Annotated in this window: 21 protein-coding genes; 11 read left to right on the top strand and 10 right to left on the bottom strand. The window is 73.1% G+C overall.

Features of this window, described 5'->3' with window-relative positions; genetic code table 11:
- Positions 1-150 precede the first annotated feature (150 nt).
- The 3 genes from AB0F11_RS07200 (at position 151) to AB0F11_RS07190 (ending at position 4,086) form a co-directional block, all read left to right on the top strand.
- Complete coding sequence (locus AB0F11_RS07200) at positions 151-1,674, top strand: 3-hydroxyacyl-CoA dehydrogenase (RefSeq protein WP_362169311.1); 1,524 nt, start codon at positions 151-153, stop codon at positions 1,672-1,674.
- Positions 1,671-2,261 carry a TetR/AcrR family transcriptional regulator gene (locus AB0F11_RS07195; protein WP_362169309.1) on the top strand — a complete coding sequence of 197 codons (591 nt, stop codon included), beginning with the start codon at positions 1,671-1,673 and terminating at the stop codon, positions 2,259-2,261. The genes AB0F11_RS07200 and AB0F11_RS07195 overlap by 4 nt, the downstream gene beginning before the upstream one ends.
- A 181-nt stretch (positions 2,262-2,442) precedes the next feature.
- Complete coding sequence (locus tag AB0F11_RS07190; protein WP_362169307.1) at positions 2,443-4,086, top strand: PKD domain-containing protein; 1,644 nt, start codon at positions 2,443-2,445, stop codon at positions 4,084-4,086.
- Between the two features lie 82 nt (positions 4,087-4,168).
- On the opposite strand, the gene AB0F11_RS07185 is transcribed toward AB0F11_RS07190, so the two are convergent.
- Positions 4,169-4,729, bottom strand: a complete 561-nt coding sequence (locus AB0F11_RS07185) for an Lrp/AsnC family transcriptional regulator (protein WP_362169305.1) — start codon at positions 4,727-4,729, stop codon at positions 4,169-4,171.
- A gap of 179 nt (positions 4,730-4,908) precedes the next feature.
- On the opposite strand from AB0F11_RS07185, the gene pdhA (AB0F11_RS07180) reads away from it, so the two are divergent.
- From pdhA (AB0F11_RS07180) to AB0F11_RS07170, 3 genes are read left to right on the top strand one after another with little or no spacing between them, the layout of a single operon-like run.
- Entirely contained in the window at positions 4,909-6,045 is a 1,137-nt protein-coding gene (gene pdhA / locus AB0F11_RS07180) for a pyruvate dehydrogenase (acetyl-transferring) E1 component subunit alpha (protein WP_362169303.1), read from the top strand.
- 26 nt (positions 6,046-6,071) lie between these two features.
- On the top strand, positions 6,072-7,040 hold the full coding sequence (locus tag AB0F11_RS07175) for an alpha-ketoacid dehydrogenase subunit beta (protein ID WP_362169500.1): 969 nt from the start codon (positions 6,072-6,074) through the stop codon (positions 7,038-7,040).
- A complete protein-coding gene (locus tag AB0F11_RS07170; RefSeq protein ID WP_362169302.1) occupies positions 7,040-8,401 on the top strand; it encodes a dihydrolipoamide acetyltransferase family protein in 1,362 nt (453 codons plus the stop codon). Before AB0F11_RS07175 ends, AB0F11_RS07170 begins: the two co-directional genes overlap by 1 nt.
- 59 nt (positions 8,402-8,460) lie before the next feature.
- Here the strand turns inward: AB0F11_RS07170 and AB0F11_RS07165 are convergent, their stop codons facing one another.
- On the bottom strand, positions 8,461-9,591 hold the full coding sequence (locus AB0F11_RS07165) for an FAD-dependent monooxygenase (RefSeq protein WP_362169300.1): 1,131 nt from the start codon (positions 9,589-9,591) through the stop codon (positions 8,461-8,463).
- Positions 9,592-9,681: 90 nt separating this feature from the next.
- Between AB0F11_RS07165 and AB0F11_RS07160 the strand changes: the two genes are divergently transcribed.
- A complete protein-coding gene (locus AB0F11_RS07160; protein WP_362169299.1) occupies positions 9,682-10,239 on the top strand; it encodes a TetR family transcriptional regulator C-terminal domain-containing protein in 558 nt (185 codons plus the stop codon).
- A 16-nt stretch (positions 10,240-10,255) separates the two neighbouring features.
- Here AB0F11_RS07160 and AB0F11_RS07155 read toward each other — a convergent pair whose 3' ends face one another.
- The 7 genes from AB0F11_RS07155 to AB0F11_RS07125 all read right to left on the bottom strand — a co-directional run bounded on the left by AB0F11_RS07155 (position 10,256) and on the right by AB0F11_RS07125 (position 17,900).
- Complete coding sequence (locus AB0F11_RS07155) at positions 10,256-11,233, bottom strand: NAD(P)H-quinone oxidoreductase (RefSeq protein ID WP_362169297.1); 978 nt, start codon at positions 11,231-11,233, stop codon at positions 10,256-10,258.
- 83 nt (positions 11,234-11,316) lie between these two features.
- Positions 11,317-12,387, bottom strand: a complete 1,071-nt coding sequence (locus tag AB0F11_RS07150) for a potassium channel family protein (protein WP_362169295.1) — start codon at positions 12,385-12,387, stop codon at positions 11,317-11,319.
- Entirely contained in the window at positions 12,375-13,682 is a 1,308-nt protein-coding gene (locus AB0F11_RS07145; protein ID WP_362169294.1) for a molybdopterin molybdotransferase MoeA, read from the bottom strand. Before AB0F11_RS07145 ends, AB0F11_RS07150 begins: the two co-directional genes overlap by 13 nt.
- On the bottom strand, positions 13,679-14,563 hold the full coding sequence (locus AB0F11_RS07140) for an NTP transferase domain-containing protein (RefSeq protein WP_362169293.1): 885 nt from the start codon (positions 14,561-14,563) through the stop codon (positions 13,679-13,681). Before AB0F11_RS07140 ends, AB0F11_RS07145 begins: the two co-directional genes overlap by 4 nt.
- 355 nt (positions 14,564-14,918) lie before the next feature.
- Positions 14,919-15,458 (bottom strand): bacterial proteasome activator family protein, encoded by a 540-nt coding sequence (locus AB0F11_RS07135; protein ID WP_362169291.1) that lies wholly within the window; start codon positions 15,456-15,458, stop codon positions 14,919-14,921.
- A 111-nt stretch (positions 15,459-15,569) separates the two neighbouring features.
- Positions 15,570-16,031, bottom strand: a complete 462-nt coding sequence (locus AB0F11_RS07130) for a hypothetical protein (RefSeq protein ID WP_362169289.1) — start codon at positions 16,029-16,031, stop codon at positions 15,570-15,572.
- Between the two features lie 177 nt (positions 16,032-16,208).
- On the bottom strand, positions 16,209-17,900 hold the full coding sequence (locus AB0F11_RS07125) for a protein kinase (protein WP_362169287.1): 1,692 nt from the start codon (positions 17,898-17,900) through the stop codon (positions 16,209-16,211).
- 229 nt (positions 17,901-18,129) lie between these two features.
- On the opposite strand from AB0F11_RS07125, the gene AB0F11_RS07120 reads away from it, so the two are divergent.
- Positions 18,130-19,731, top strand: a complete 1,602-nt coding sequence (locus AB0F11_RS07120; RefSeq protein ID WP_362169285.1) for a protein kinase — start codon at positions 18,130-18,132, stop codon at positions 19,729-19,731.
- A 97-nt stretch (positions 19,732-19,828) separates the two neighbouring features.
- Here AB0F11_RS07120 and AB0F11_RS07115 read toward each other — a convergent pair whose 3' ends face one another.
- Positions 19,829-20,491 carry a response regulator transcription factor gene (locus AB0F11_RS07115; protein WP_362169283.1) on the bottom strand — a complete coding sequence of 221 codons (663 nt, stop codon included), beginning with the start codon at positions 20,489-20,491 and terminating at the stop codon, positions 19,829-19,831.
- A 326-nt stretch (positions 20,492-20,817) separates the two neighbouring features.
- On the opposite strand from AB0F11_RS07115, the gene pdhA (AB0F11_RS07110) reads away from it, so the two are divergent.
- The 3 genes from pdhA (AB0F11_RS07110) to AB0F11_RS07100 are packed head-to-tail and all read left to right on the top strand — an operon-like array spanning position 20,818 to position 24,506.
- Complete coding sequence (pdhA, locus tag AB0F11_RS07110; RefSeq protein WP_362169282.1) at positions 20,818-22,032, top strand: pyruvate dehydrogenase (acetyl-transferring) E1 component subunit alpha; 1,215 nt, start codon at positions 20,818-20,820, stop codon at positions 22,030-22,032.
- A complete protein-coding gene (locus AB0F11_RS07105; RefSeq protein WP_361904030.1) occupies positions 22,032-23,012 on the top strand; it encodes an alpha-ketoacid dehydrogenase subunit beta in 981 nt (326 codons plus the stop codon). The genes pdhA (AB0F11_RS07110) and AB0F11_RS07105 overlap by 1 nt, the downstream gene beginning before the upstream one ends.
- Before the next feature lie 30 nt (positions 23,013-23,042).
- Positions 23,043-24,506, top strand: coding sequence for a dihydrolipoamide acetyltransferase family protein (locus AB0F11_RS07100; protein WP_362169498.1), 1,464 nt, complete (start codon positions 23,043-23,045; stop codon positions 24,504-24,506).
- Positions 24,507-24,601: the final 95 nt, after the last annotated feature.

Below are 24,601 nucleotides of genomic sequence, written 5' to 3'. Positions count from 1 at the left end.
GTTGAGCCGGGCAAGATCAGCTGGGTCGCAGACTGAGATCAGGCAAGGGCGGGTGAAGAAGAGCAGACTGGAGTTAGAGTAACCGAACGATCGGTCGGGACAAGAGGGCCCGGCAGGCCTGTGGATAACCCGGTGCGGGAGGATCAGGACATGACAGCAATCGAGCGGTCCCGCACTGTGGCGGTCGTCGGCGCCGGCACCATGGGCCAGGGCATCGCCCAGGTGGCCCTTCTCGCAGGTCACCGGGTGCTGATCTACGACATCAACGCCGCCCTCGCCGCCGACGGCGTCGGCATCGTCCAGGACCGCGTCGAGCGCATGGCCGCCAAGGGCCGCCTCGACCGCACCGAGGCGGAGGAGGCGATCGGCCGGATCGGTGCGGCCGACGACCTCGCCGACCTCTCCGACGCCGCGCTCGTCATCGAGGCGGTCGTCGAGGACGTCACCGTCAAGCGGACGCTCTTCGCCGCACTCGAAGAGGTGGTGGACCGGGACGCCCTGCTGGCGACGAACACCTCCTCCCTCTCCGTGACGGAGCTCGCGGGCGGTCTCGCCCACCCCGGCCGCTTCCTCGGCCTGCACTTCTTCAATCCGGCCCCGCTGCTCCCGCTCGTCGAGGTGGTCAGCGGTTTCGCGACCGACCCGGCAGCCGCCGAGCGCGCGTACGCCACCGTCCTGGGCTGGGGGAAGACCCCGGTCCGCTGCGCCGACACCCCCGGCTTCATCGTCAACCGGATCGCCCGCCCCTTCTACGCCGAGGCCTTCGCGGTGTACGAGGAGCAGGGCGCCGACCCGGCCACCATCGACGCCGTGCTGCGCGAGTGCGGCGGCTTCAAGATGGGCCCGTTCGCGCTGACCGACCTGATCGGGCAGGACGTCAACGAGGCCGTCACCCGCTCCGTGTGGGAGTCCTTCTTCCGGAGCCCCAAGTTCACCCCTTCGCTCGCGCAGCGCCGCCTGGTCCAGTCGGGCCGCCTCGGCCGCAAGTCGGGGCACGGCTGGTTCCCGTACGGCCCGGACGCCGCGGCCGCGCTCCCGCACACCGCGGGCCCCGAGAAGGCCCCGGAGGAGGTCACCGTCGTGGGCGACCTCGGCCCGGCCGCGGAGCTCACCGCGATGATGGAGGAGGCCGGCATCGCGGTCACCACCACGGAGCACGGCGGCCCGTACATCCAGCTGCCCGGCGAGGGCCAGCTGGTCCTCGCGGACGGCAAGACGTCGGTCGAGTTCGCGGACGTCGTCTACTTCGACCTGGCGCTCGACTACCGCGGCGCCACCCGCATCGCCCTGTCCGCCGGCGCGGACACCGGCGAGCGGACCCTCGCCGAGGCCGTCGGCCTCTTCCAGAAGCTCGGCAAGCAGGTCTCCGTGATCGGCGACGTGCCCGGCATGATCGTCGCCCGTACGGTCGCCATGCTGATCGACCTGACCGCGGACGCGGTGGCCCGCGGCGTGGCCAGCGCCGAGGACATCGACACCGCGATGCGGCTCGGCGTCAACTACCCCCTCGGCCCGGGCGAGTGGCACGAGCGGCTCGGCCGCGACTGGGCGTACGACCTGCTGCACCATCTCGACGAGCGCTGCCCCGGCGGCCGCTACGCGCCCTCGCTCGCCCTGTTCAAGCTCGGCTACGCGGAGGACGAGGAGACGGACGCCGCGGAGGAGGGCGCGTGACGACCGCCAGGCGGGACACCTACACCCCGGAGTCGCTCCTGACGGTCGCGGTCCAGGTCTTCAACGAGCGCGGCTACGACGGCACCTCCATGGAGCACCTCTCCAAGGCCGCGGGCATCTCGAAGTCCTCGATCTACCACCACGTGGCGGGCAAGGAGGAGCTCCTCAACCGGGCCGTCAGCCGCGCGCTGGACGGGCTCTTCGCCGTGCTGGAGGAGCCCGGCGCCCTGCGCGGCCGGGCGGTCGAGCGCGTGGAGTACGTCACGCGCCGCACGGTGGAGGTGCTGGTCTCCGAGCTCCCGTACGTGACGCTGCTGCTGCGCGTGCGGGGCAACACGCGCACCGAGCGCTGGGCCCTGGAGCGCCGGCGCGAGTTCGACCACCAGGTGGCCGAGCTGCTCAAGGCCGCCGCGGCGGACGGGGACCTGCGGGCGGACGTGGACATCCGGCTGGCCACCCGCCTGCTGTTCGGCATGGTGAACTCGCTGGTCGAGTGGTACCGCCCGCACCCGGGCACCACGCCCGACGAGCTCGCCGACGCGGTGGTGCACATGGCTTTCGACGGGCTGCGGACCGTCCGCGGCTAGCCTTCGGCCGGTGCGCGCAGCGGCCGTCGGCCGGTCCGCTCCCAGAACGGCCGAAAAACTGTGCGATCAAGTGTCCTCCCGGCGATGTACGCTGTCCGCGACTCAAACCTGAGCGCGTTCAAAAAACAAAATGGGGGGGCCGGTGCGCAATCGCCGACTCGTACTTTCCGCTGCCGTAGCCGTGGCGGCCAGCCTCGGCGCTGTCCTGGCGCCGGGCATGGCCCAGGCCGCCGGTCCGGCAGCACCCGTGGCCCAGGGGGCGCCCGTGGCGGGCGCACAGGCGGACTCGCTGCCGAAGCCGAAGGCCACCAAGACGTTCCACAGGGGGGCCGAGAAGTCGGTCCGCAAGACCCCGTCCGCCACCGCCGCCAAGGGCCTCCAGGCCGCGCCGCAGGTGGCCACCGCGGGCAACCCGGACCTGGCCGTGGTCCTCAACGCGTGGACCACCTCCGCGCACGGCGTCGAGCTGCAGTCCACGCTCATGAGCGTCCCGGGCGCCACCCTCAAGGTCAGCTACGACTGGGGCGACGGCACCGTCGACACCGCCGACGGCACCCCGGGCGCCGAGGTGAAGCTCGCGCACCGCTACGCCGAGCTCGGCGAGTACAACGTCAAGGTCACCGTGACGGACGCGGCGAACAACGCCGAGGTCGTCAACGAGCTCCCGCTCTCGACGGTCGGCTCGGACTTCACCGCGTACGCCCCGACCCGTCTGCTGGACACCCGCAACGGCATCGGCGCCCCGCGCTCCATGGTGCCCGCGTACAGCAGCACCAAGGTGCAGATCGCCGGCAACGGCGGCATCCCGAAGGGCGTCACGGCCGTGGCGCTGAACGTCACCGTCACCAACACCGGCTCCGCCGGGCACGTGACCGTCTTCCCCGGCGGCGGCACGCGGCCGACCACCTCGAACCTCAACTTCGAGGCCAACCAGAGCGTGCCGAACATGGTGATCGTGCCGGTCGGCAAGGACGGCACCGTCGAGCTGTACAACGGCGGCTGGGAGTCGGTCGACCTGATCGCCGACATCACGGGCTACTTCACCCAGTCGGCGTCCAGCGGCTACACGCCGATGACGCCGGCCCGCTTCGTGGACACCCGCACGGGCCTGGGCACCGCCCAGGGCCAGGTCGCCGGGCAGGCCACGTTCGGCACCCAGATCAGCGGCCAGTACGGCGTCCCGGCCGGCATCACCGCGGTGGCGCTGAACGTGACCGTCACCAACCCGAAGGAGGCCGGCCACCTGACCGTCTTCCCGAGCGGCCAGTCGGCGCCCACCACGTCCAACGTGAACTTCACCGCCGGCCAGACCATCGCCAACTCGGTGATCGTCCCGGTCGGCCCCGACGGCCGGATCAACGTCCGCAACGGCGCCTGGGCCGGCACCGACGTCATCGTCGACGTCGTCGGCTACTACAGCCCCGCCAGCTCGGGCTCCTTCATGGCGGTCGACCCGCACCGGAGGTTCGACACCCGGACCTGGGACAAGCCGATGTACCCCCGCGGCTACATCTGGTCGGCCATCTCCCACGGCGAGGAGGGCATCGCCGGCTACGTCCTGAACGCCACGGTGACCAACACCAAGGACGCCGGCTTCCTCTCGGTCGCCCCGGACACCAACACGCCGGAGCAGTACAAGAACCACACCGAGGTGCAGCAGACGCGGCCCACCGCGTCGACGCTGAACTGGACGGCCGGCAAGACCGTCCCGAACCTGGTCCAGGCGAGCTCCGGCGGCGTCAACGGCGTCGTGGACTTCTGGAACCAGAGCTGGAACACCACCGACCTGATCGTCGACATGTTCGGCTACTACGAGACCAAGTGATCCGCCCGTAGGCGCCGCGCACAGCGCCCCGGGGACGGCCTTTCCAGGCCGGCCCCGGGGCGCTGTGTCGTTTCTCCGCCGCTCACTCCTCGGCGGCGATCGCCGGTCCGCCGTTCGGCGGGCCCGGATCGAGGAGGTCGGTCTCCTCGAAGACCAGCAGGGTCCGCGTGGAGAGCACCTCGGGGATGGACTGCAGCCGGGTCAGCACCAGCTCGCGCAGGGTGCGGTTGTCGGGGGTGTGGACCAGCAGCAGGACGTCGAAATCGCCGCTGACCAGGGCGATGTGGGCGGCGCCGGGCAGCTCGCGGAGCTTCTCGCGGACCGTGCGCCAGGAGTTCTGGACGATCTTCAAGGTGATGTACGCGGAGGCACCCTGGCCTGCGCGTTCGTGGTTGACCCGGGCCGTGAACCCGCGGATCACCCCGTCGTCGATCAGCCGGTTGATCCGCGCGTAGGCGTTCGCGCGCGAGACGTGGACCTGCTCGGCCACCGACCGTATCGACGCCCGGCCGTCCGCCTGGAGCAGCCGCATGATCGAGCGGTCGATGGGGTCCAGGGGACGCGGCGGGGCCTGTGGGGCGGAGGGTGCACCGCCCGGTGGGACCGGTGCGGAACCCGCTGCGGCCATTTGTTCATCCGGCATTGCCCACTGCCTCCCTGTCCTGGACGTCCTGCACCCATCCCAGGGCCCCGGCGCCACTTTGTCCACAGCCTGGAGCCGCCTGTAGCCAAATTGCGCCATCGACCGAACAATCGGTTGGTGAGGCGCCTCACAACCGGGGCTGCCGTCTGCCCGCTTCCCAAGAGGAGGTGTACGCCGCCATGACGGTCCAAGAGCTGCCCGGCGCCGGTGCGTCCCACCGATCCACCCCGCCGCCCGCCTGGAGGCCCCGTACCGAGGCCGCCCCGCTGCTCCCGGACCCCGAGCCGTACCGGGTACTGGGCACACCGGCCGCCGAGAAGCTCGACCCCGAGCTGATGCGCCGCTGCCACGCCGAACTGGTGCGCGGCCGCCGCTACAACGCCCAGGCCACCGCCCTCACCCGGCAGGGCCGGCTCGCCGTCTACCCCTCCACGGTCGGCCAGGAGGCCTGCGAGATCGCAGCCGCCCTGGTGCTCGAGGAGCAGGACTGGCTCTTCCCGAGCTACCGCGACACCCTGGCGGCCGTGGCCCGCGGCCTGGACCCCGTCCAGGCGCTGACGCTGCTGCGCGGTGACTGGCACACCGGCTACGACCCCCGCGAGCACCGCATCGCCCCGCTGAGCACCCCGCTCGCGACCCAGCTGCCGCACGCGGTGGGCCTGGCGCACGCCGCCCGGCTGCGCGGCGACGACGTGGTGGCCCTGGCCATGGTCGGCGACGGCGGCACCAGCGAGGGCGACTTCCACGAGGCGCTGAACTTCGCGGCCGTCTGGCAGGCCCCGGTGGTCTTCCTCGTCCAGAACAACGGCTTCGCGATCTCCGTCCCGCTGTCCAAGCAGACGGCCGCCCCCACCCTGGCCCACAAGGCCGTCGGGTACGGGATGCCCGGCCGCCTCGTCGACGGCAACGACATCGCCGCCGTGCACGAGGTGCTGTCGGAGGCGGTCCGCCGGGCGCGGTCCGGTGGCGGTCCCACCCTGGTCGAGGCGGTCACGTACCGCATAGAGGCCCACACGAACGCCGATGACGCGACCCGCTACCGCGGGGACGCCGAGGTCGAGGCATGGAAGGCGCACGACCCCGTGGAGCTGCTGGAGCGCGAGCTGACCGCGCGCGGGATCCTCGACGAGCAGGGCATCGAGGCGGCCAAGGAGGCCGCCGAGCGGATGGCGGCGGCGCTGCGCGAGCGGATGAACGCCGACCCCGTCCTGAACCCGATGGACCTGTTCGAGCACGTCTACGCGGAGCAGACCGGCCGGCTGCGCGAGCAGGCGGACATGCTGCGGGCCGAGCTCGAGGCGGAGGAGCAGTCGTGACGACGGTGGCGGTGAAGCCCGCGACGATGGCGCAGGCCCTGAACCGGGCCATGCGCGACGCGATGGCCGCGGACCCGACCGTCCACGTCATGGGCGAGGACGTCGGCACCCTCGGCGGCGTCTTCCGCATCACGGACGGCCTCGCGAAGGAGTTCGGCGAGGACCGCTGCACGGACACCCCGCTCGCGGAGGCCGGCATCCTCGGCACCGCGGTCGGCATGGCCATGTACGGGCTGCGGCCGGTCGTGGAGATGCAGTTCGACGCGTTCGCCTACCCGGCGTTCGAGCAGCTCATCTCGCACGTGGCGAAGATGCGCAACCGCACGCGCGGAGCGATGCCGCTGCCGATCACCATCCGCGTGCCGTACGGCGGCGGGATCGGCGGCGTGGAGCACCACAGCGACTCCTCCGAGGCGTACTACATCGCCACGCCCGGCCTGCACGTGGTGACCCCGGCGACCGTCGAGGACGCGTACGGGCTGCTGCGCGCGTCGATCGCGAGCGACGACCCGGTGATCTTCCTGGAGCCGAAGCGGCTGTACTGGTCGAAGGCCGAGTGGAACCCGGAGGCGCCGGCCGAGGTGCCGGGCATCGGCAAGGCCGTGGTGCGGCGTACGGGCACGAGCGCGACGCTGATCACGTACGGGCCCTCGCTGCCGGTGTGCCTGGAGGCGGCCGAGGCGGCCCGCGAGGAGGGCTGGGACCTGGAGGTCGTCGACCTGCGCTCGCTGGTGCCGCTGGACGAGGAGACCGTCATGGCCTCCGTACGCCGCACCGGGCGCGCGGTGGTGGTCCACGAGGCGAACGGCTTCGGCGGACCGGGCGCCGAGCTCGTCGCCCGCATCCAGGAGAAGTGCTTCCACCACCTGGAGGCGCCGGTGCTGCGGGTGACGGGCTTCGACATCCCGTACCCGCCGCCGATGCTGGAGAAGCACCACCTGCCCGGTGTGGACCGGATCCTGGACACCGTGGCCCGCCTGCAGTGGGAGAACTGATGCCGCAGGTAATGGAGTTCAAGCTCCCCGACCTCGGGGAGGGACTGACCGAGGCCGAGATCGTCCGCTGGCTGGTGGCGGTCGGCGACGTCGTCGCCGTCGACCAGCCGGTGGTGGAGGTCGAGACGGCCAAGGCGATGGTGGAAGTGCCGTGCCCCTACGGCGGTGTGGTCACCGCCCGCTTCGGGGAGGAGGGCACGGAACTCCCCGTCGGAGCACCGCTGATCACGGTGGCGGTGGGCGTGAGTGCGGGTGCAGGCGCGGAGGCGGGCGCGGGTGCGGCCGGGGCGGAGCCGGAGGCTTCCGGTTCGGGCAACGTCCTGGTCGGCTACGGGACGGACCACTCGCGCACGGCGCGTCGGAGGCGGGTGCGACCCGCCTCCGCGGCGGCTCCCGCTCCTGCTCCCGCCCCCGTGCCGGTGCCGGCTCCCGCGCCGGTGCCGGCTCCCGCGCCGGTCGCCGCTGCGGTGCACACCGGCCCCGTGCCGGTCATCTCGCCGCTCGTGCGCAAGCTGGCCAGGGACCACGGGATCGACCTGCGCGCGCTGCGCGGTTCCGGTCCCGAGGGCCTGATCCTGCGTGCGGACGTCGCGGCGGCGATCGAGGCCCCCGCGGCCGCTCCCGCTCCCGCTGCGGCCCCCGCTGCGGTTGCGGCGGTCGCCGCCCCGGCCGGCGCCGAGCGGATCCCGCTCAAGGGGCTGCGGGGCGCGGTCGCCGACAAGCTCTCGCGCAGCCGCCGGGAGATCCCGGACGCCACGTGCTGGGTCGACGCCGATGCGACCGAGCTGATGGCGGCGCGGGCGGCGATGAACGCCGCGGGCGGCCCGAAGATCTCGGTGCTGGCGCTGCTGGCCCGGATCTGCACGGCCGCGCTCGCGCGGTACCCCGAGCTGAACTCGACCGTGGACCTGGCGGCGAACGAGATCGTGCGGCTGCCGGCCGTGCACCTGGGCTTCGCCGCGCAGACCGAGCGCGGCCTGGTCGTGCCGGTCGTCCGGGACGCGCACACGCGCAACCCGGAGTCGCTGACCGCGGAGTTCGCCCGGCTGACGGAGCTGGCCCGGACCGGGAAGCTGGCCCCCTCGGACCTGACCGGCGGGACGTTCACCCTGAACAACTACGGGGTGTTCGGGGTCGACGGCTCCACGCCGATCATCAACCACCCCGAGGCGGCGATGCTCGGCGTGGGCCGGATCACGCCCAAGCCGTGGGTGCACAACGGCGAGCTGGCGGTCCGCCAGGTCGTGCAGCTGTCCCTGACGTTCGACCACCGGGTCTGCGACGGGGGCGCGGCGGGCGGCTTCCTGCGGTACGTGGCGGACTGCGTGGAGTCCCCGGCGGTGCTGCTGCGGACCCTGTAGTCCCGTAGCGGCCGCAGGGCCTGACCGCCCCGCTGCGGTCCTGCCGGTCCGGGCGGGGGTCAGACCGCCCGGGCCGGCAGCCGCGGCGGGGTCCAGTCCGCGTGGCGCAGGATCGCCCGGACCGTCGCCCGGGAGGGCGCGAGGCGCAGGGCCCGGTTGCGCAGGGCCACGGCAGCCGGGTGGGCCAGCCGATGGCCCAGCCGGCCGGCCTGCCGGGCCGCCCGGGCCACGGCCTGGGCCCGCGGCCGGCGCACGGCGTCGTAGCGGGCCAGTGCCGTCTCCACGTCCGGGGCGGCGGCCAGTTCCGCGGCCAGGGTGACCGCGTCCTCCAGGGCCTGGCAGGCGCCCTGGCCCAGGTTCGGGGTCATCGCGTGCGCGGCGTCCCCGAGGAGGGCCACCCGGCCGGCGGTGAAGCGCGGCAGCGGGGTGCGCAGCTCGTGGACGTCGTGGTGCAGGACGTCCTCGGGGCGGGTCGCCGCCAGCAGGCGGGCGACCGGCTCGTGCCAGTGCCCGAAGAGCCGCCCGAGCTCGGCGAGCGGGTCCGCATGGCGCAGGCCGGCGGGGGCGGCCAGGACGGCGTGCCATTCCGCCCGGCCGTCGGCGAGGGCGATGTGCCCGAACTCCGCGCCCGGCCCCCAGGTCAGCTCGAAGTCGGTGTCCAGGGCGACCGGTCCGGCGGTGAGGGCGCGCAGGACCGTGGAGCCGCTGTAGACGGGGCCCGGGTGCTCCGGGAAGAGCTCGGCGCGGATGCCGCTGCGGACCCCGTCGGCGGCCACCACCACATCGGCGCCGGCCCGGGCGGCCTCCAGCGAGCCCGTCACCCCCGTGCGCAGACAGCCGGGCGGGAGGGCCGCGCGCAGCAGGCGGTGCAGGTCGGCGCGCGGGATGCCGGCCATGGGGGTGCCGAGGGCGCGTTCCAGGGCGGCGCCGTCCATCCGGGACAGCCACTGCCCGTCGGGGGTGCGGGTGCCGCCGGTGTACTGGGGCCGCGCGGCCCCGCGGACGGCCTGGCCCACGCCCAGGGCGTCCAGGGCCCGGATGCCGTTGGCGGCGAGCGAGATGCCGGCGCCCGCGTCGGCCAGGACGGCGGACCGCTCCAGGACGGTCACCCCCCAGCCGGTGCGGTGCAGTCCGATGGCGGCGGCGAGCCCGCCGATGCCGCCGCCGATCACCAAAGCGGTGCCGTTCATGACCGTCCCTCTGTCTCGCGGGTCTTCTACACCTGTAGAAGCCGTTGGGCGCAGCCTACCCCCGGGCTTCTACAGGTGTAGAAATGGGGGGTGAGCGAAGAACGACGCACCGTCCTGGCCGATGCCGCCATCGAGGTCCTCGCCGATGCGGGGATGCGCGGGCTGACCCACCGCGCCGTGGACCGGGCCGCCGCCCTGCCCGCCGGCACCACCTCGGCCTACTTCCGCACCCGCGCCGCCCTGCTGACCGCCCTCGTACGCCGCCTCGTGGCCCGCGACCAGGCCGAGCTGCAGGCGGCCGGGGAGCGCACGCCGCCGCTGCGCACGCCCGCCGAACTGGTCCACGGCCTGGACGCGCTGACGCGGGCGCGGCTGACCGGCGAGGGGCGCCGGCGTTCCCTCGCCCGCTACGCCTGCGCGCTGGAGAGCGTCCGCGACCCGGAGCTCCGCGAGATCCTCGTGCCCCGCGACAACGCCGGCCGGGAGCGCGTACGGGCCTTTCTGGCCGCCCGGGGCGTGCCCGACCCGGACGCCCGTACGCACACCCTGCTGTCCTGCGTGGACGGCCTGGTCCTGGACCACCTCGTGGCGGGCACCGAGGTGCCTGCCGAGGCGCTGGAGGGGCTGGTCGCCGCCGCGCTGAGGTGACCCGCGCCCACCGCCGTCAGACGGTCAGCAGCACCTTGCCCACGTGGGTGCTCGCCTCGACCACCCGATGGGCCTCGGCGGCCTCCTGCATCGGCAGGACGGTGTGGACCACCGGCCTGACCCGGCCCGCCTCCACCAGCGGCCACACGTGCTCCCGCACGGCCGCGACGATGGCCGCCTTCTCCTGGAGCGGCCGGGCCCGCAGCGTCGTCGCCGCGATCGCCGCCCGCTTCGCCAGCAGGGTGGCGAGGTTCAGCTCGGCCTTCACCCCGCCCTGCATCCCGATCACCACGAGCCGCCCGTTCACGGCCAGGGCGTCCACGTTCCGGGCCAGGTACTTCGCGCCGATGATGTCCAGGATCACGTCCGCGCCGGCGCCGCCCGTCGCGGCCTTCAGCTCCGCCACGAAGTCCTGCTGGCGGTAGTCGATCAGGACGTCCGCGCCGAGCTCCTTGCAGCGGGCCAGCTTCTCCGGGCCGCCGGCCGTCACCGCGACCGTCGCGCCGACGGCCTTGGCGAGCTGGATCGCCATCGTGCCGATGCCGCTGGAGCCGCCGTGCACGAGCACGGTCTCGCCGGGACGCACGTGGGCGACCATGAACAGGTTCGACCACACCGTGCACGCCACCTCGGGCAGGGCCGCGGCCGTCACCAGGTCCACCCCCGCCGGGACCGGCAACAGCTGGCCCGCCGGGACGGCCACCTTCTGCGCGTACCCGCCGCCGCTCAGCAGCGCGCACACCTCGTCGCCGACCGCCCAGCCGGAGACCCCCGGGCCGACGGCGGAGATCCGCCCCGAGCACTCCAGCCCGGGGTGCGGGGAGGCGCCCGGCGGCGGATCGTAGAACCCCTGCCGCTGCAGGAGGTCGGCGCGGTTCACGGCGCTCGCGGCGACGTCGACGAGGACCTCGCCCTCCCCGGCCACCGGGTCGGGTGCCTCGGCCCAGACCAGGGCCTCGGGGCCGCCGGGCTGCTCGATGGTGATCGCATGCATGGCCCGGAGCGTACGCCAACGGCGGCCCCGGCAGGCCGACTCCGCCCTCGCGGCTACTCGGTCGGTCGGAGCGTCGCCGGCGGCTAGGCGGGCGGTGAGGCGCGCACGATGACGATGAGACGATCCGTCAGCTGCAGCGGGCTCGCGTGCGGGTCGTCGTACGGCAGCAGCCGGTGGCCGCGCAGCACGCTCACCACCAGGTCCTCCGTCTCCCGCACGCTCCTGCCCGCTTCGGACTTCTTCACGGGCCGCTCGATCAGGTCCAGGCCGCTGCCCTGGTGGATCAGGTCCTCCATGACCGTGCCCGCGCTCGGGCTCAGCACCGACAGCCCCAGCAGCCGGCCCGCCGCGCTCGCGCTCGTGATGACCGCGTCCGCGCCCGACTGGCGCAGCAGCGGGGCGTTCTCCTCCTCGCGGACCGCCGCGACGATCTTCGCGCCGCGGTTGAGCTGGCGCGCCGTCAGTGTCACCAGGACCGCCGTGTCGTCGCGCTGGGTCGCGATGACGATCTGACGGGCCCTCTGGAGCTCGGCGCGCAGCAGGACATCGGAGCGCGTGGCATCGCCGACGACGCCCGTGAACCCCTCCGAGGCGGCCATGTCGATCACCTTGGAGCTGGGGTCCACGATGATGACCCGCTCCTTCGGCAGGCCCGTGGACAGCAGGGTCTGCAGGGCCGAGCGGCCCTTGGTGCCGAAGCCGACGACGACCGTGTGTTCGCGCAAGTTCTTCCTCCAGCGGTTCAGCCGCCACTCTTCCCGGGTCTTCTCCGTGAGGACTTCCAGGGTGGTTCCCACCAAGATGATCAGGAAGAGGATCCGCAGCGGTGTGACCAGCAGGATGTTGGCCAGGCGCGCGCTGTCGCTGTACGGGACGATGTCCCCGTACCCGGTGGTCGAGAGGGTCACCGTGGCGTAGTACACGGAGTCCAGGAAGTCGACCTTCACGTCGGCGTTGTCGTGGTAGCCGTCGCGGTCGAGCCACACGATCAGGACCGCCAGGGCCAGGACGAGCAGGGCCATCAGCAGGCGCTCGCCGACCTGCTTCAGGGGCCGTTCCACCACCCGCCTGGGCAGGGTGACGCGGTGCGCGACGAGCTTCTCGTCGGCGCCGCGGGCCATCGCGTCCTGGCCGTGGAGTTTCACGTGAAACATCCTCCCGCCACCCACGGCAGGTCGAGGATCTCCAGGTCCTGCCCCGAGCGCGCCCCGTGCGGCGGTACGACGGCCAGCGCATCGGCGGCGGCGACGCCGCGCAGCATCGCGGGCCCGTGATAGCGCAGCGGTACGGCGTGCTCGTCGGTCAGCAGCACGGGTACGAGCCGGGTGTCGTGCGGGTGGCCCGGCACGTCGCCCTGGACGGGGACCGCGTACCGGGGGCGCTGGCGGCGGCCGGCGAGGGCGCGCAGCAGCGGCTCGGCGAGCGTCAGCAGGGCGGAGACGGCGGCGAGCGGGTTCCCGGGCAGCCCGACCACGTGGCGGCCGTCGGCGCGGTCGCCGAGCCGGGCGAGCAGCATGGGGTGCCCGGGGCGGACGGCGACGCCGTCGACCAGCAGCTCGGCGCCGGCCTCGGCGAGGACCGGGCGGACGTGGTCGACGGGGCCGGACGCGGTGCCGCCGGTGGTGATGACCACATCGGCCTCGGAGCCGGTGACGGCGTCCAGCAGGGCCGCGGCCCCGGCCGGGTCGTCGCCGATCCGCCGGGTGGCGGTGACCTCGGCGCCGAGCCGGGCCAGCCACGGCCCGAGCATGGGGCTCAGGGCGTCGCGGATCAGGCCGTCGCGGGGGCGGCCCTCGGTGAGCAGTTCGTCGCCGAGGACCAGGATCTCCACGCGGGGCCGGGGCCGGGTGGCGAGCTCGTCGTACCCTGCGGCCGCGGCGAGGCCGAGGACGGCCGGGGTGACCAGGGAGCCGGCGGGCAGCAGCAGGTCGCCGGAGCGGCATTCCTGGCCGCGCGCGCGGATGTCCTGGCCGGTCTGGACGGGCCGGTCGGCGTGGAGCTGGGTGCCGGCCTCGCGGGAGTGCTCGCTGCGGAGCACCGCGGTGGTGTCGGCGGGGATGCGTGCGCCGGTGGCGATCCGTACGGCCTCGCCGTCGTGGAGCGGCTCGGGCCGGTCGGAGCCGGCGAGGACGCCGCCGCCGGGGCGGACGGTCCAGGGGCCGGGGCCGGCGACGGCCCAGCCGTCCATGGCCGAGGTGTCGAAGGACGGCAGGTCGGTGAGGGCTTCGAGGGGCTGCTCCAGCACCTCGCCGAGGGCGTCGGCCAGCGGGACGCGGTGGGTGCGGGGCCGGATGCCGGAGCCGGCGCGGGCGGCTGCCTCCCGGGCGCGCGGCCAGGCGGTGGCGCGGTGCCCGCCGGCGCCGCCGCCCCCGCCGGGGCCTTCGCCTGCGGGGGTGCGGCTGACCAGGGCGAGGGCCTCGTCGAGGGCGTCGGCGTCGGTGGGGGTCATCCTGGGCCGTTCTCTCCCGAGGCGCTGCCCTCGGCCCCGTCCTCGGCTTCCGCGGCCCAGCGCAGGGCCAGGTCGGCGGCCTTGCGGGAGGCTTCGGCGACGGCGGTGGCCGGGTCGGCCCCGGCGGCCTCGGCGCGGGCGGCCGCGTAGCCGACCAGGAAGGTGGTCAGCGGGGCGGCGGGCCGGGCGACGCCGTGGGCGGCGTCACGGGCGACGTCGAGCAGGGTCTTGACGTCCACGTCGACGTCGATGCCCAGCTCGCTTCTGACGGCGGTGATCCATTGGTCCAGCACGTTTCCATGCTCCCTGATCCTGGCGCGGGCGGATGCGAGATCCTCCCAGGTGTCGCAGTCGAAGGAGGCGAGTGGCGCAGTGTCCGTCACGTGTGCCAGGTCCAGTTCGGCGGTGAGCGTGCGCAGGGGGAGGCCGCTCAGGGTGCCGTGTTCGGTGGCCAGGAGGGCGATTTCGCGGCGGAGTGGCTCGGTGCGGTAGGCGGCGACCAGGGGCTGGTCCCGGCCGGAGCGGTCGCGCAGGAGGGCGCCGTCGGCTCCGCCGGGGGCTGTCAGGAGGGCCCTGACCGTGGCCCGGTCGAGGAAGGGGAGGTCCGCGGAGAGGACGAGGACCAGCTCGGCGGTGGTCTGCCGCAGGCCTGCGGCCAGGGCGGCCACGGGGCCGGCGCCGGGCGGGTCCTCCTGCGTCCAGCGGACCGGTCGGGTGGTGGGGCGGCGGCCTCCGACCACGACGGTGGCGTCGGCGTCGGGGCAGGCGTCGAGGACGCGGTCGAGGAGGGTGCGGCCGCCTACGCTCAGGCCTGGCTTGTCCGCTCCGCCGAGGCGGCGGGCGGCGCCGCCGGCCAGGACGATCGCGTCGTAGCTGCTCATGCCCCTGAGTATGCGCGGACCATGTCCCCTGCGGGGGGCCGGATTTGCCCGGGCCGGGTCGGGGGCGTCCTGGTGCCGCTTCGGGGCCGCTGCGCGGGGCCTTCTCCCCGCCCCGCCCTTTCTCCGTATCCCGGGGCTGCGCCCCGGACCCCGCGCCTCCAGCGGCGGCGGGGCTCGAAGATCGGGGCTGCGCCCCGGACCCCGCGCCTCCAGCGGCGGCGGGGGTCGAAGATCGGGGCTGCGCCCCGGACCCCGCCGGGCCGCCTCAGCGGCGGCGGGGCTCGAAGATCGGGGCTGCGCCCCGGACCCCGCCGGGCCGCCTCCAGCGGCGGCGGGGCCGGATGGGGGCGGTGGCTTACAGGTACGGGCCCGAGCGGACTGCGCCGTGGGGGCCTTCATCGTCGCCGTCGTGGGGGGCGCCGGGGGGCAGGGCGCGGCGCATTTGCTCCAACTGGGCGCGGGCCGCCATCTGCTGGGCGAACAGGGCGGTCTGGATGCCGTGGAACAGGCCTTCCAGCCAGCCCACCAACTGGGCCTGCGCAATGCGCAGTTCCGCCTCGGACGGCACGGCCTCCTCGGTGAACGGCAGGGAGAGCCGCTCCAGTTCCTCGACGAGCTCGGGAGCCAGGCCGTCCTCCAGCTCCTTCACCGAGGCGGCGTGGATGTCCTTGAGACGGACCCGGCTGGCCTCGTCCAGAGGGGCGGCGCGGACCTCTTCAAGAAGTTGCTTGATCATGCTGCCGATCCGCATGACCTTGGCGGGCTGTTCGACCATTTCCGTCACCGGGACCTCGCGCGACTCGTCATCGGCGCCGCCGACCGCCATCCCGTCCTGTCCCACGATCAGGACGTGCGGGGGACTGTCCTGCGACCGTTCACTCCTCGGCATCTCCATGCCAGTCATTCTCTCGCACACCGTCGTACTCACTCGGTGTGCCCCCGTACGGGCGTGATCCACCCTGTGGGCGGCCGGCAACGCTGAGTCACCGTCAGCCCGCCGGGCCGGTCAGATGCCGCGGCGCAGCCGTACGCCGAGGTAGCCGAGGCCGAGGCCCATCAGGGCTAATCCGGTGCCGAGGGAAAAGAGGTGGGCGGCCAGGTCGGCGGCCCGCTCGTTCGGCCGGGTGCTGAAGGCGGTGACCGCGTGCGGGGGGCGGTGGCTCGGCCGGGCGGGCGGGGGGTTCGTGGGGGGCCGGGGGTGCTGGCGGACCGGGTAGGGCCGGGAGGCGAGCAGGGACTGCGGGTTGGCGGGCGCGGCCGCAGGGCGCCCGGGGCGCTCCCGTCCCTGGCCGGCGACGCTCCCGGCCAGCTCCTCGTACTCCTCCTCCGGTACGTCGGCCACGTCGTCCTCCGCCACGGCAGCCGGCCCCGACGCGGACGCGGGCGCGCCCGAGGCGGCGGGCGACAGCGCCGCGGCGGCCAGCGCTGCCGCGGCCAGCAGGCGCCGCACGCGCAGGCCTCGATTCACGGGTGCCCCTCCCGTCCTGAGCGGGCGATCTCCCGCTCAGGTTCACATGGTGGGGCAAAACGGGCATCCCGGACGTATCGGAGGAGTGGTGCGGAATCATGGTTCGCGCGAAGGGCCGTATGACGGCCCCCCGCGCGGCCTGCCGGCGGCGGTCTGCTGCCGCCGGCCTGCGTACTGCTACTGGGGGTCGCCCGTGGAGATGATGAGGGTGAACTCGGGGCTGCCGCCCTTGTCGATCTTGCTCCCCGGCTCCGGGGTCTGGGAGAGAACGGTGTCCTCGCCGTAGACAGCCTCGTCCTTCTTCTCGACCTTGAAGCGCCAGCCCGCCGCCTGGATGCACTCCTTCACCGAGCGGACGTTCTTGTAGCGGAAGTCCGGCGCCTGGACCTTGGACGCGTCACTGAAGTCCTTGATCGGCTCCTTGCACTTGGCCGGGTCGATCGTGCGCGTGATGTCCGGACCCCTGTGGGTGGCCTTGGAGGCGGACGGGTTGGCGGCCTGGCCGCCCGTCGTCTGCTGGTTCGCGGTGTCCTTGCCGCTGCCCTTGCCGCCCTCGTCGTCCCCGCTGTTGACCACGGCGTAGATCAGGCCGCCGACGGCGATCAGGGACACCGCGATCGCGCCCACGACCACCGGCATGTTCTTCCGGCCGCCTGCGCCGCCCGAGGCCGCCGCGTGCGGGGCGACCGGAGCCCCGCCCTGCGCCGCGAACGGCGGCGGCGTCGGCGCCGCGTACTGCTGCTGGGCCGTGGCCTGCGGCGGGTAGGCGTAGCCGCCCTGCTGCGGGTGCGTCTGCGCCATCGGCGGCGGGGTCGGCGCGTACCCGGCCGGCGTGTAGGGCTGCTGCACCGACGCGGCCGGCGCGGCCCCCTGGAAGCCGGAGTCCAGCGGCGGGAAGACGGCCGAGCTCACGCCCGCACCGCTGCCGCCCGTGTGCACGCCCGGGACGATGGCCGGCGCGCCGGTCTGGCCGGCGGCCATCACGCGGGCGATCTCGTCGCGCATCGCGGCGGCCGTGGGGAAGCGCTCGTTCGGGTTCTTCTTCAGGGCCCGCGCCACCAGTGCGTCCATCGCCGGGGTGATCGACCGGTTGATGGCCGACGGGGCGACCGGCTCCTCCTGCACGTGGGCGTACGCGATCGCGAGCGGCGAGTCGGCGTCGAAGGGGATCCGCCCGGTCAGCAGCTGGAACAGCATGATGCCGACGGAGTACAGGTCGGAGCGGGCGTCGACGGCGCGGCCGAGGGCCTGCTCGGGCGACAGGTACTGGGGGGTGCCGACGACCATGCCGGTCTGCGTCATGGAGGTGACGCCGGACTGCATGGCGCGGGCGATGCCGAAGTCCATCACCTTGACCACGCCGCGCTTGGTCATCATCACGTTGCCGGGCTTGATGTCGCGGTGGACCAGGCCCATCTCGTGGCTGGTCTCCAGCGCGGCCAGCACGTCGGCCGTCACCTTCAGCGCCTTGTCGGCGGGCATCGCCCCGAACTGGCGGATGTCCGCCTCCAGGACGGAGCCGAGCGGCTGGCCCTCCACGTACTCCATGACGATGTACGGCATGACCGCCGCGTCGCTCCCGCCGCCCGGGAACGTGACCTCGCCCTCACCCGTGTCGAACACCGAGACGATGTTCGTGTGCGACAGTTTCGCAACAGCCTGCGCCTCACGGCGGAACCGCTCGCGGAAGGACTGCTCGCGCCCGAGGTCGCTGTGGAGGGTCTTGATGGCGACCTGCCGGTCGAGCGCCGAGTCGTACGCCAAGTACACCGACGCCATGCCGCCCGCACCCAGCAAGTCCCTTAGCTGGTAACGGCCACCGGCCAGAGAGCCGCCTGCGTACTGGCCCTGATCGCCGTCCTGGCTCATGACTGTTGCTTCCCCTCGGGGTGTGTCCGTACGCGTCTGGCTGAGCGCATTTGGGGCCCAGTCTGCCGGAGCGCAAGGACACGTCAAGCCAGGTGCTCGTTCCGTGACCACAAGGCCACCGCGAGCCATTGTCCGAACGGCGACCTGTTCCGAGGCTGTAGCGTTCATCGGAGCACCCGAAAAGGACCTACCGCTCAGCGGCGGCCGAGAGAGACGACGGCGAGGACTCATGGCACCCGAACCCGAGGGAAACGGCGCCGGGATGGCAGAGAGTCCTGAGCATTGGGGCGCCGGCGGTCTCGTCGGCGACGGCCGCTACCGGCTGACCCACCGCCTGGGCCGCGGCGGCATGGCGGAGGTCTTCGCCGCCGAGGACGTCCGCCTCGGGCGGACTGTCGCCGTGAAGCTGCTGCGCGCCGACCTCGCCGAGGACCCGGTCTCCAAGGCCCGCTTCACGCGTGAGGCGCAGTCGGTCGCCGGGCTCAACCACCACGCCGTCGTCGCCGTGTACGACTCCGGCGAGGACACGGTCGGCCAGAGCACCGTCCCGTACATCGTCATGGAGCTGGTCGAGGGCCGCACCATCCGCGACCTGCTGATCAGCGCGGAGGCCCCGGGGCCGGAGCAGGCGCTCATCATCGTCTCGGGCGTACTGGAGGCGCTGGCCTACTCGCACCAGCACGGCATCGTGCACCGCGACATCAAGCCGGCGAACGTCATCATCACCGACGGCGGCGCGGTCAAGGTCATGGACTTCGGCATCGCGCGCGCCCTGCACGGCGCCCAGTCGACGATGACGCAGACCGGCATGGTCATGGGCACCCCGCAGTACCTCTCGCCGGAGCAGGCCCTCGGCAAGGCCGTCGACCACCGCTCCGACCTGTATGCCACCGGCTGCCTGCTGTACGAACTGCTCGCGCTGCGTCCCCCGTTCACGGGCGAGACCCCGCTGTCGGTGGTCTACCAGCACGTGCAGGACGTGCCCGTGCCGCCCTCGCAGCTGCCGGAGGGCCAGGACATCCCGCAGGAGCTCGACGGCCTGGTCATGCGCTCCCTCGCCAAGGACCCGGACGACCGGTTCCAGAGCGCCGAGGAGATGCGCGGGCTGGTCGGGTACGCCCTGCAGATGCTCCAGGACCAGGGGCCGAACACGGGCACCTGGAACACCGGCCCGGTCACCATGGCCCTGCCGCACGGCCGCGGCGCCGCGCCGACCACGGCGATGCCGGTGGCCCAGGGGCCCGGCGGCCGGCCGGACTACGCCGCGCACGCCTCGACCTCGCAGTTCCAGCAGCCGATGGTGCCGCCGCTGAACCCGGACGACGGCTCGGCGTTCCCGGGCGGCGGGTACGACGGCCACGGGCGCATCCCGGCCCAGAACCACGGGCCGCACGGCCCGCACGACGGCTACGACGGCTACGACAACCGCGGCGGCGGCCGCTGGACGCTGTGGCTGTTCGCGGTGCTCGCCCTGGTGGCGATCGCGGGCGGCGTCGCGTACGCCGTCAAGACGGTGAGCCACAACGGCGGCGAGGGCAACAAGCCGGCGACGGTCCAGAGTTCCCCGAACGGCCAGCAGAGTGCCCCGTCCGCGGAGCAGAACACGCCGTCGCACGAGACGCCGTCCACGCGCTCCTCGGACGAGTTCTCGGCGCCGCCGAAGCCCAAGTACACGCCGAGCTACACCCCGTCGTCCTCGCCGTCGCCCAGCCCGTCGCCCTCGGCGTCGAAGTCGAGCCCCTCGCCGACGAAGTCGAGCAACCCGGGGCCGACGAAGAGCTCGTCGGGCGGAGTGGTCGAGCCGCCGAACCCGCTGGACGACTCGAACTGACGAACTCCCGACGGGAACACGGGAACAGACGGGAACAGGGAGCGAATCCCCGGACGAAAGGCGCGCCGATAACCGGATTTAATAACTCCGGTTCAGTTCAGGCGCGCCTCTCCGCCTGCAGGCGGGCGACGTACGCAGCGGCCTGTGAGCGGCGCTCCATGCCCAGCTTGGACAGCAGGCTCGACACGTAGTTCTTGATGGTCTTCTCGGCGAGGTGCAGCCGCTCGCCGATGGCGCGGTTGGTGAGGCCCTCGCCGATCAGGTCGAGGATCTTCCGCTCCTGTTCGGTCAGGTTGGCCAGGCGGTCGTCGCCCTTACCGCGCGAGCCGTCGCGCAGCCGCTCCAGCACCCGCGCCGTGGCCACCGGGTCCAGCAGCGACTTGCCGGCCGCCACGTCCCGTACCGCGCCGAGCAGCTCGTTCCCGCGGATCGCCTTCAGGACGTAGCCGGAGGCGCCGGCCATGATCGCGTCGAAGAGGGCCTCGTCATCGGCGAAGGACGTCAGCATCAGGCATTTGACGTCCTCGTCCAGCGAGCGGACCTCGCGGCAGACCTCCACCCCGCTGCCGTCGGGGAGGCGCACGTCCAGAACGGCGACGTCCGGACGGGTGGCGGGGATGCGCACGAGGGCGTCCGCTGCGGTACCCGCCTCGCCGACGATCTCGATGTCCTCTTCGACCGACAAGAGCTCATGCACCCCGCGCCGTACCACTTCGTGGTCGTCCAGGAGGAATACCTTGATTTTTCCGTCTTCGCGCACGAACTCAGTTTCACACACTCACCCCTTCCCTGAGGTCGTTACCCGGGATAACGTGCCGTTGTTCCGGCCCCCTGCAAGGCTGTGACCAGTGCTTGTTCCCGGCTCTGCGGATTTACTTGGAAATCCAAGCAAAAACGCAGGTCAAGTGGGGTTTCGCAGTTATGCGGTGCACTGGGTAACGTGCATTGCGCAGGGCAAGTCGCCGGGGCACCTGTCACGCCTGAATCCCTACACGACGCACACCCACCCCGTGTGCGGGTACGGATCCAGGTGAGCCGCACTGGACCCCGGAGAACCCGGGAGCCGGACCGACGGAGGAGCAACACGTGACCGTGGAGAGCACTGCCGCGCGCAAGCCGCGACGCAGCAGCGGCACCAAGCGGGCGGCAGGCGCGGCGAGCGCCGCCAAGGCCCCCGCTGCCAAGGCTGTCGCCACCGCGCAGAGCGCCGAGCCCCAGCTCGTACAGCTGCTGACCCCCGAGGGGGAGCGGGTCGGCGCTGCGGAAAACCCTGACAACGCAGAGTTCCTGTCCTACGTCGAGGACATCACCACCGAGGACCTGCGCGGGCTCTACCGCGACATGGTGCTGACCCGCCGCTTCGACGGCGAGGCCACCGCCCTCCAGCGCCAGGGCGAGCTGGGCCTGTGGGCCTCGCTGCTGGGCCAGGAGGCCGCCCAGATCGGCTCCGGCCGTGCGCTGCGCGACGACGACTACGTCTTCCCGACCTACCGCGAGCACGGCGTGGCCTGGTGCCGCGGGGTCGACCCGACGAACCTCCTCGGCATGTTCCGCGGCGTGAACCACGGCGGCTGGGACCCCAACAGCAACAACTTCCACCTGTACACGATCGTCATCGGCTCGCAGACGCTGCACGCGACCGGTTACGCGATGGGCGTGGCCAAGGACGGCGCGGACTCCGCGGTCATCGCCTACTTCGGCGACGGCGCGTCCAGCCAGGGCGACGTGGCCGAGGCGTTCACCTTCTCGGCCGTCTACAACTCCCCCGTGGTGTTCTTCTGCCAGAACAACCAGTGGGCGATCTCCGAGCCGACCGAGCGCCAGATGCGCGTGCCGCTGTACCAGCGCGCGCAGGGCTTCGGCTTCCCCGGCGTCCGCGTCGACGGCAACGACGTCCTGGCCTGCCTCGCGGTCACCCGCTGGGCCCTGGACCGCGCGCGCCGCGGCGAGGGCCCGACGCTGGTCGAGGCGTACACGTACCGCATGGGCGCCCACACCACCTCCGACGACCCGACGAAGTACCGTCGCGACGAGGAGACCGCGGCCTGGGAGTCCAAGGACCCGATCCTGCGCCTGAAGACCTACCTGCTCGCGAGCGGCGGCGCCGACGAGGCCTTCTTCGAGGAGCTGGAGGCCGAGAGCGAGGCCCTGGGCAAGCGGGTGCGCGAGGTCGTGCGCGCCATGCCCGATCCCGACACCATGGCGATCTTCGAGAACGTCTACGCGGACGGGCACGCGCTCGTCGACGAGGAGCGCGCCCAGTTCGCCGCCTACCTCGCGTCCTTCGAGGAGGGTCACTGATGGCTGTCGAGAAGATGTCGATCGCGAAGGCGCTCAACGAGTCGCTGCGCAAGGCCCTGGAGACGGACCCCAAGGTCCTGATCATGGGCGAGGACGTCGGCAAGCTGGGCGGTGTCTTCCGCATCACCGACGGACTGCAGAAGGACTTCGGCGAGGAGCGGGTCATCGACACCCCGCTCGCCGAGTCCGGCATCGTCGGCACGGCCATCGGCCTCGCCCTGCGCGGGTACCGGCCGGTCGTGGAGATCCAGTTCGACGGGTTCGTCTTCCCGGCGTACGACCAGATCGTCACGCAGCTCGCGAAGATGCACGCCCGCGCGCTGGGCAAGGTCAAGATGCCCGTCGTCGTGCGCATCCCGTACGGCGGCGCGATCGGCGCGGTCGAGCACCACTCGGAGTCCCCGGAGGCACTGTTCGCGCACGTCGCGGGCCTGAAGGTGGTCTCGCCGTCGAACGCGAGCGACGCCTACTGGATGCTCCAGCAGGCCATCCTCAGCGACGACCCGGTGATCTTCTTCGAGCCGAAGCGGCGCTACTGGGACAAGGGCGAGGTCGACACCGAGGCCTTCCCGGACTCCCTGCACGCGGCGCGCACGGCCCGCGAGGGCACCGACATCACGCTGGCTGCGTACGGCCCGATGGTGAAGGTCTGCCTGGAGGCGGCGGCCGCGGCGGCCGAGGAGGGCAAGTCGGTGGAGGTCGTCGACCTGCGGTCGATGTCCCCGGTCGACTTCGACGGGCTGCAGGCCTCGGTCGAGAAGACCCGCCGGCTCGTGGTGGTCCACGAGGCGCCGGTCTTCCTCGGACTCGGGTCGGAGATCGCCGCTCGCATCACGGAGCGGTGCTTCTACCACCTGGAGGCGCCGGTGCTGCGCGTGGGCGGCTTCCACGCCCCCTACCCGCCGGCCCGCCTGGAGGAGGAGTACCTCCCCGGTCTGGACAGGGTGCTCGACGCCGTCGACCGCTCGCTGGCGTACTAGGAGAGCCCTGTGACCATCCGCGAATTCAAGATGCCCGACGTGGGCGAGGGCCTCACCGAGGCCGAGATCCTCAAGTGGTACGTCCAGCCGGGTGACACCGTCACCGACGGCCAGGTCGTCTGCGAGGTCGAGACGGCGAAGGCGGCCGTGGAGCTGCCGATCCCGTTCGACGGCACCGTGCACGCGCTCCTCTTCGAGGAGGGCACCACGGTCGACGTCGGCCAGGTGATCATCTCGGTCCAGACCGGTACGGGAGCCGACGAGGCCACCGGCGCTGCCGTCGCCGCGGCTCCGGCCGCCGCCGCCCCGGCTGCCGCACCGGCCCCGGCCGAGGAGCCGGCGCCCGAGGGCCGCCAGCCCGTGCTGGTCGGCTACGGCGTCGCCCAGTCCTCCACGAAGCGCCGCCCGCGCAAGGCCGTGCCGGCCGCTGCCGCGGCTCCGGTCGTCCCCGCTCCGGTCGTCCCGGCCCCGGCTCCGGTCGTCCCGGCTCCGGCCCAGGCACCGGCGCCCGCGTCGGTGAACGGCAACGGCCACGCCCCCGCGGTCGGGGACCGGCCGCTGGCGAAGCCGCCGGTGCGCAAGCTCGCCAAGGACCTCGGGATCGACCTGGCCTCCGTGGTGCCCACCGGCGAGGGCGGCATCGTGACCCGCGAGGACGTGCACGCCGCCGCCGCGGCCGCGCTCGCCCCGCAGGCCGCCGCTCCGGCACAGGCCCAGGCTCCGGCTCCGCTCGCGGCTCCCGCGGCCGAGGCCCCGGCCGCCGCGGCGGCCCAGGTGGCGGCCGACGCCGGCGCGCGGGAGACCCGTATCCCGGTCAAGGGCGTCCGCAAGGTCACCGCCCAGGCCATGGTCGGCTCCGCCTTCACCGCGCCGCACGTCACCGAGTTCATCACCCTCGACGTGACGCGCACCATGAAGCTGGTCCAGGAGCTCAAGGAGGACCCGGACCTCGCCGGGCTCCGCATCAACCCGCTCCTGCTCATCGCCAAGGCCGTCCTGGTCGCCATCCGCCGCAACCCGGACGTCAACGCGTCCTGGGACGAGGCGGCCCAGGAGATCGTGCTCAAGCACTACGTCAACCTGGGCATCGCGGCGGCCACCCCCCGCGGGCTGATCGTCCCGAACATCAAGGACGCCCACGCCAAGACCCTCGGCGAGCTGTCGGAGTCCCTGTCCTCCCTGGTGGCCACGGCCCGCGAGGGCAAGACCTCCCCGGCGGACATGCAGAACGGCACCATCACCATCACCAACGTCGGCGTCTTCGGCGTCGACACCGGCACGCCCATCCTCAACCCCGGCGAGTCCGCGATCCTCGCGGTCGGCGCGATCAAGCTCCAGCCGTGGGTCCACAAGGGCAAGGTCAAGCCGCGCCAGGTCACCACGCTGGCCCTGTCGTTCGACCACCGCCTGATCGACGGCGAGCTCGGCTCGAAGTTCCTGGCCGACATCGCCGCGGTCCTGGAGCACCCGCGCCGCCTGATCACCTGGTCGTAGCGGCGGGCGGGCACGCCCCGTACCGATGACGGCACCGACGGCCGGTCCCCTTCCCGGGGGCCGGCCGTCGGCGTACCAAAATCCGTGGCACCGGG

The organism is Streptomyces sp. NPDC032472 (assembly GCF_040636955.1).
Classification (GTDB): Bacteria; Actinomycetota; Actinomycetes; order Streptomycetales; family Streptomycetaceae; genus Streptomyces.
This window is presented reverse-complemented; position numbering and strand designations above follow the sequence as displayed.

Excerpts from the sequence above, each read along its gene's own strand:
- AB0F11_RS07135 (WP_362169291.1), bottom strand. The coding sequence starts at position 15,458 with ATGGAGATGCCGAGGAGTGAACGGTCGCAGGACAGTCCCCCGCACGTC.
- AB0F11_RS07170 (WP_362169302.1), top strand. The coding sequence starts at position 7,040 with ATGCCGCAGGTAATGGAGTTCAAGCTCCCCGACCTCGGGGAGGGACTG.
- AB0F11_RS07120 (WP_362169285.1), top strand. The coding sequence starts at position 18,130 with ATGGCACCCGAACCCGAGGGAAACGGCGCCGGGATGGCAGAGAGTCCT.
- AB0F11_RS07100 (WP_362169498.1), top strand. The coding sequence starts at position 23,043 with ATGCCCGACGTGGGCGAGGGCCTCACCGAGGCCGAGATCCTCAAGTGG.
- AB0F11_RS07150 (WP_362169295.1), bottom strand. The coding sequence starts at position 12,387 with ATGTTTCACGTGAAACTCCACGGCCAGGACGCGATGGCCCGCGGCGCC.
- AB0F11_RS07125 (WP_362169287.1), bottom strand. The coding sequence starts at position 17,900 with ATGAGCCAGGACGGCGATCAGGGCCAGTACGCAGGCGGCTCTCTGGCC.
- AB0F11_RS07105 (WP_361904030.1), top strand. The coding sequence starts at position 22,032 with ATGGCTGTCGAGAAGATGTCGATCGCGAAGGCGCTCAACGAGTCGCTG.
- AB0F11_RS07145 (WP_362169294.1), bottom strand. The coding sequence starts at position 13,682 with ATGACCCCCACCGACGCCGACGCCCTCGACGAGGCCCTCGCCCTGGTC.
- AB0F11_RS07200 (WP_362169311.1), top strand. The coding sequence starts at position 151 with ATGACAGCAATCGAGCGGTCCCGCACTGTGGCGGTCGTCGGCGCCGGC.
- AB0F11_RS07185 (WP_362169305.1), bottom strand. The coding sequence starts at position 4,729 with ATGCCGGATGAACAAATGGCCGCAGCGGGTTCCGCACCGGTCCCACCG.
- AB0F11_RS07175 (WP_362169500.1), top strand. The coding sequence starts at position 6,072 with ATGGCGCAGGCCCTGAACCGGGCCATGCGCGACGCGATGGCCGCGGAC.
- AB0F11_RS07155 (WP_362169297.1), bottom strand. The coding sequence starts at position 11,233 with ATGCATGCGATCACCATCGAGCAGCCCGGCGGCCCCGAGGCCCTGGTC.
- pdhA (WP_362169303.1), top strand. The coding sequence starts at position 4,909 with ATGACGGTCCAAGAGCTGCCCGGCGCCGGTGCGTCCCACCGATCCACC.
- AB0F11_RS07165 (WP_362169300.1), bottom strand. The coding sequence starts at position 9,591 with ATGAACGGCACCGCTTTGGTGATCGGCGGCGGCATCGGCGGGCTCGCC.
- AB0F11_RS07140 (WP_362169293.1), bottom strand. The coding sequence starts at position 14,563 with ATGAGCAGCTACGACGCGATCGTCCTGGCCGGCGGCGCCGCCCGCCGC.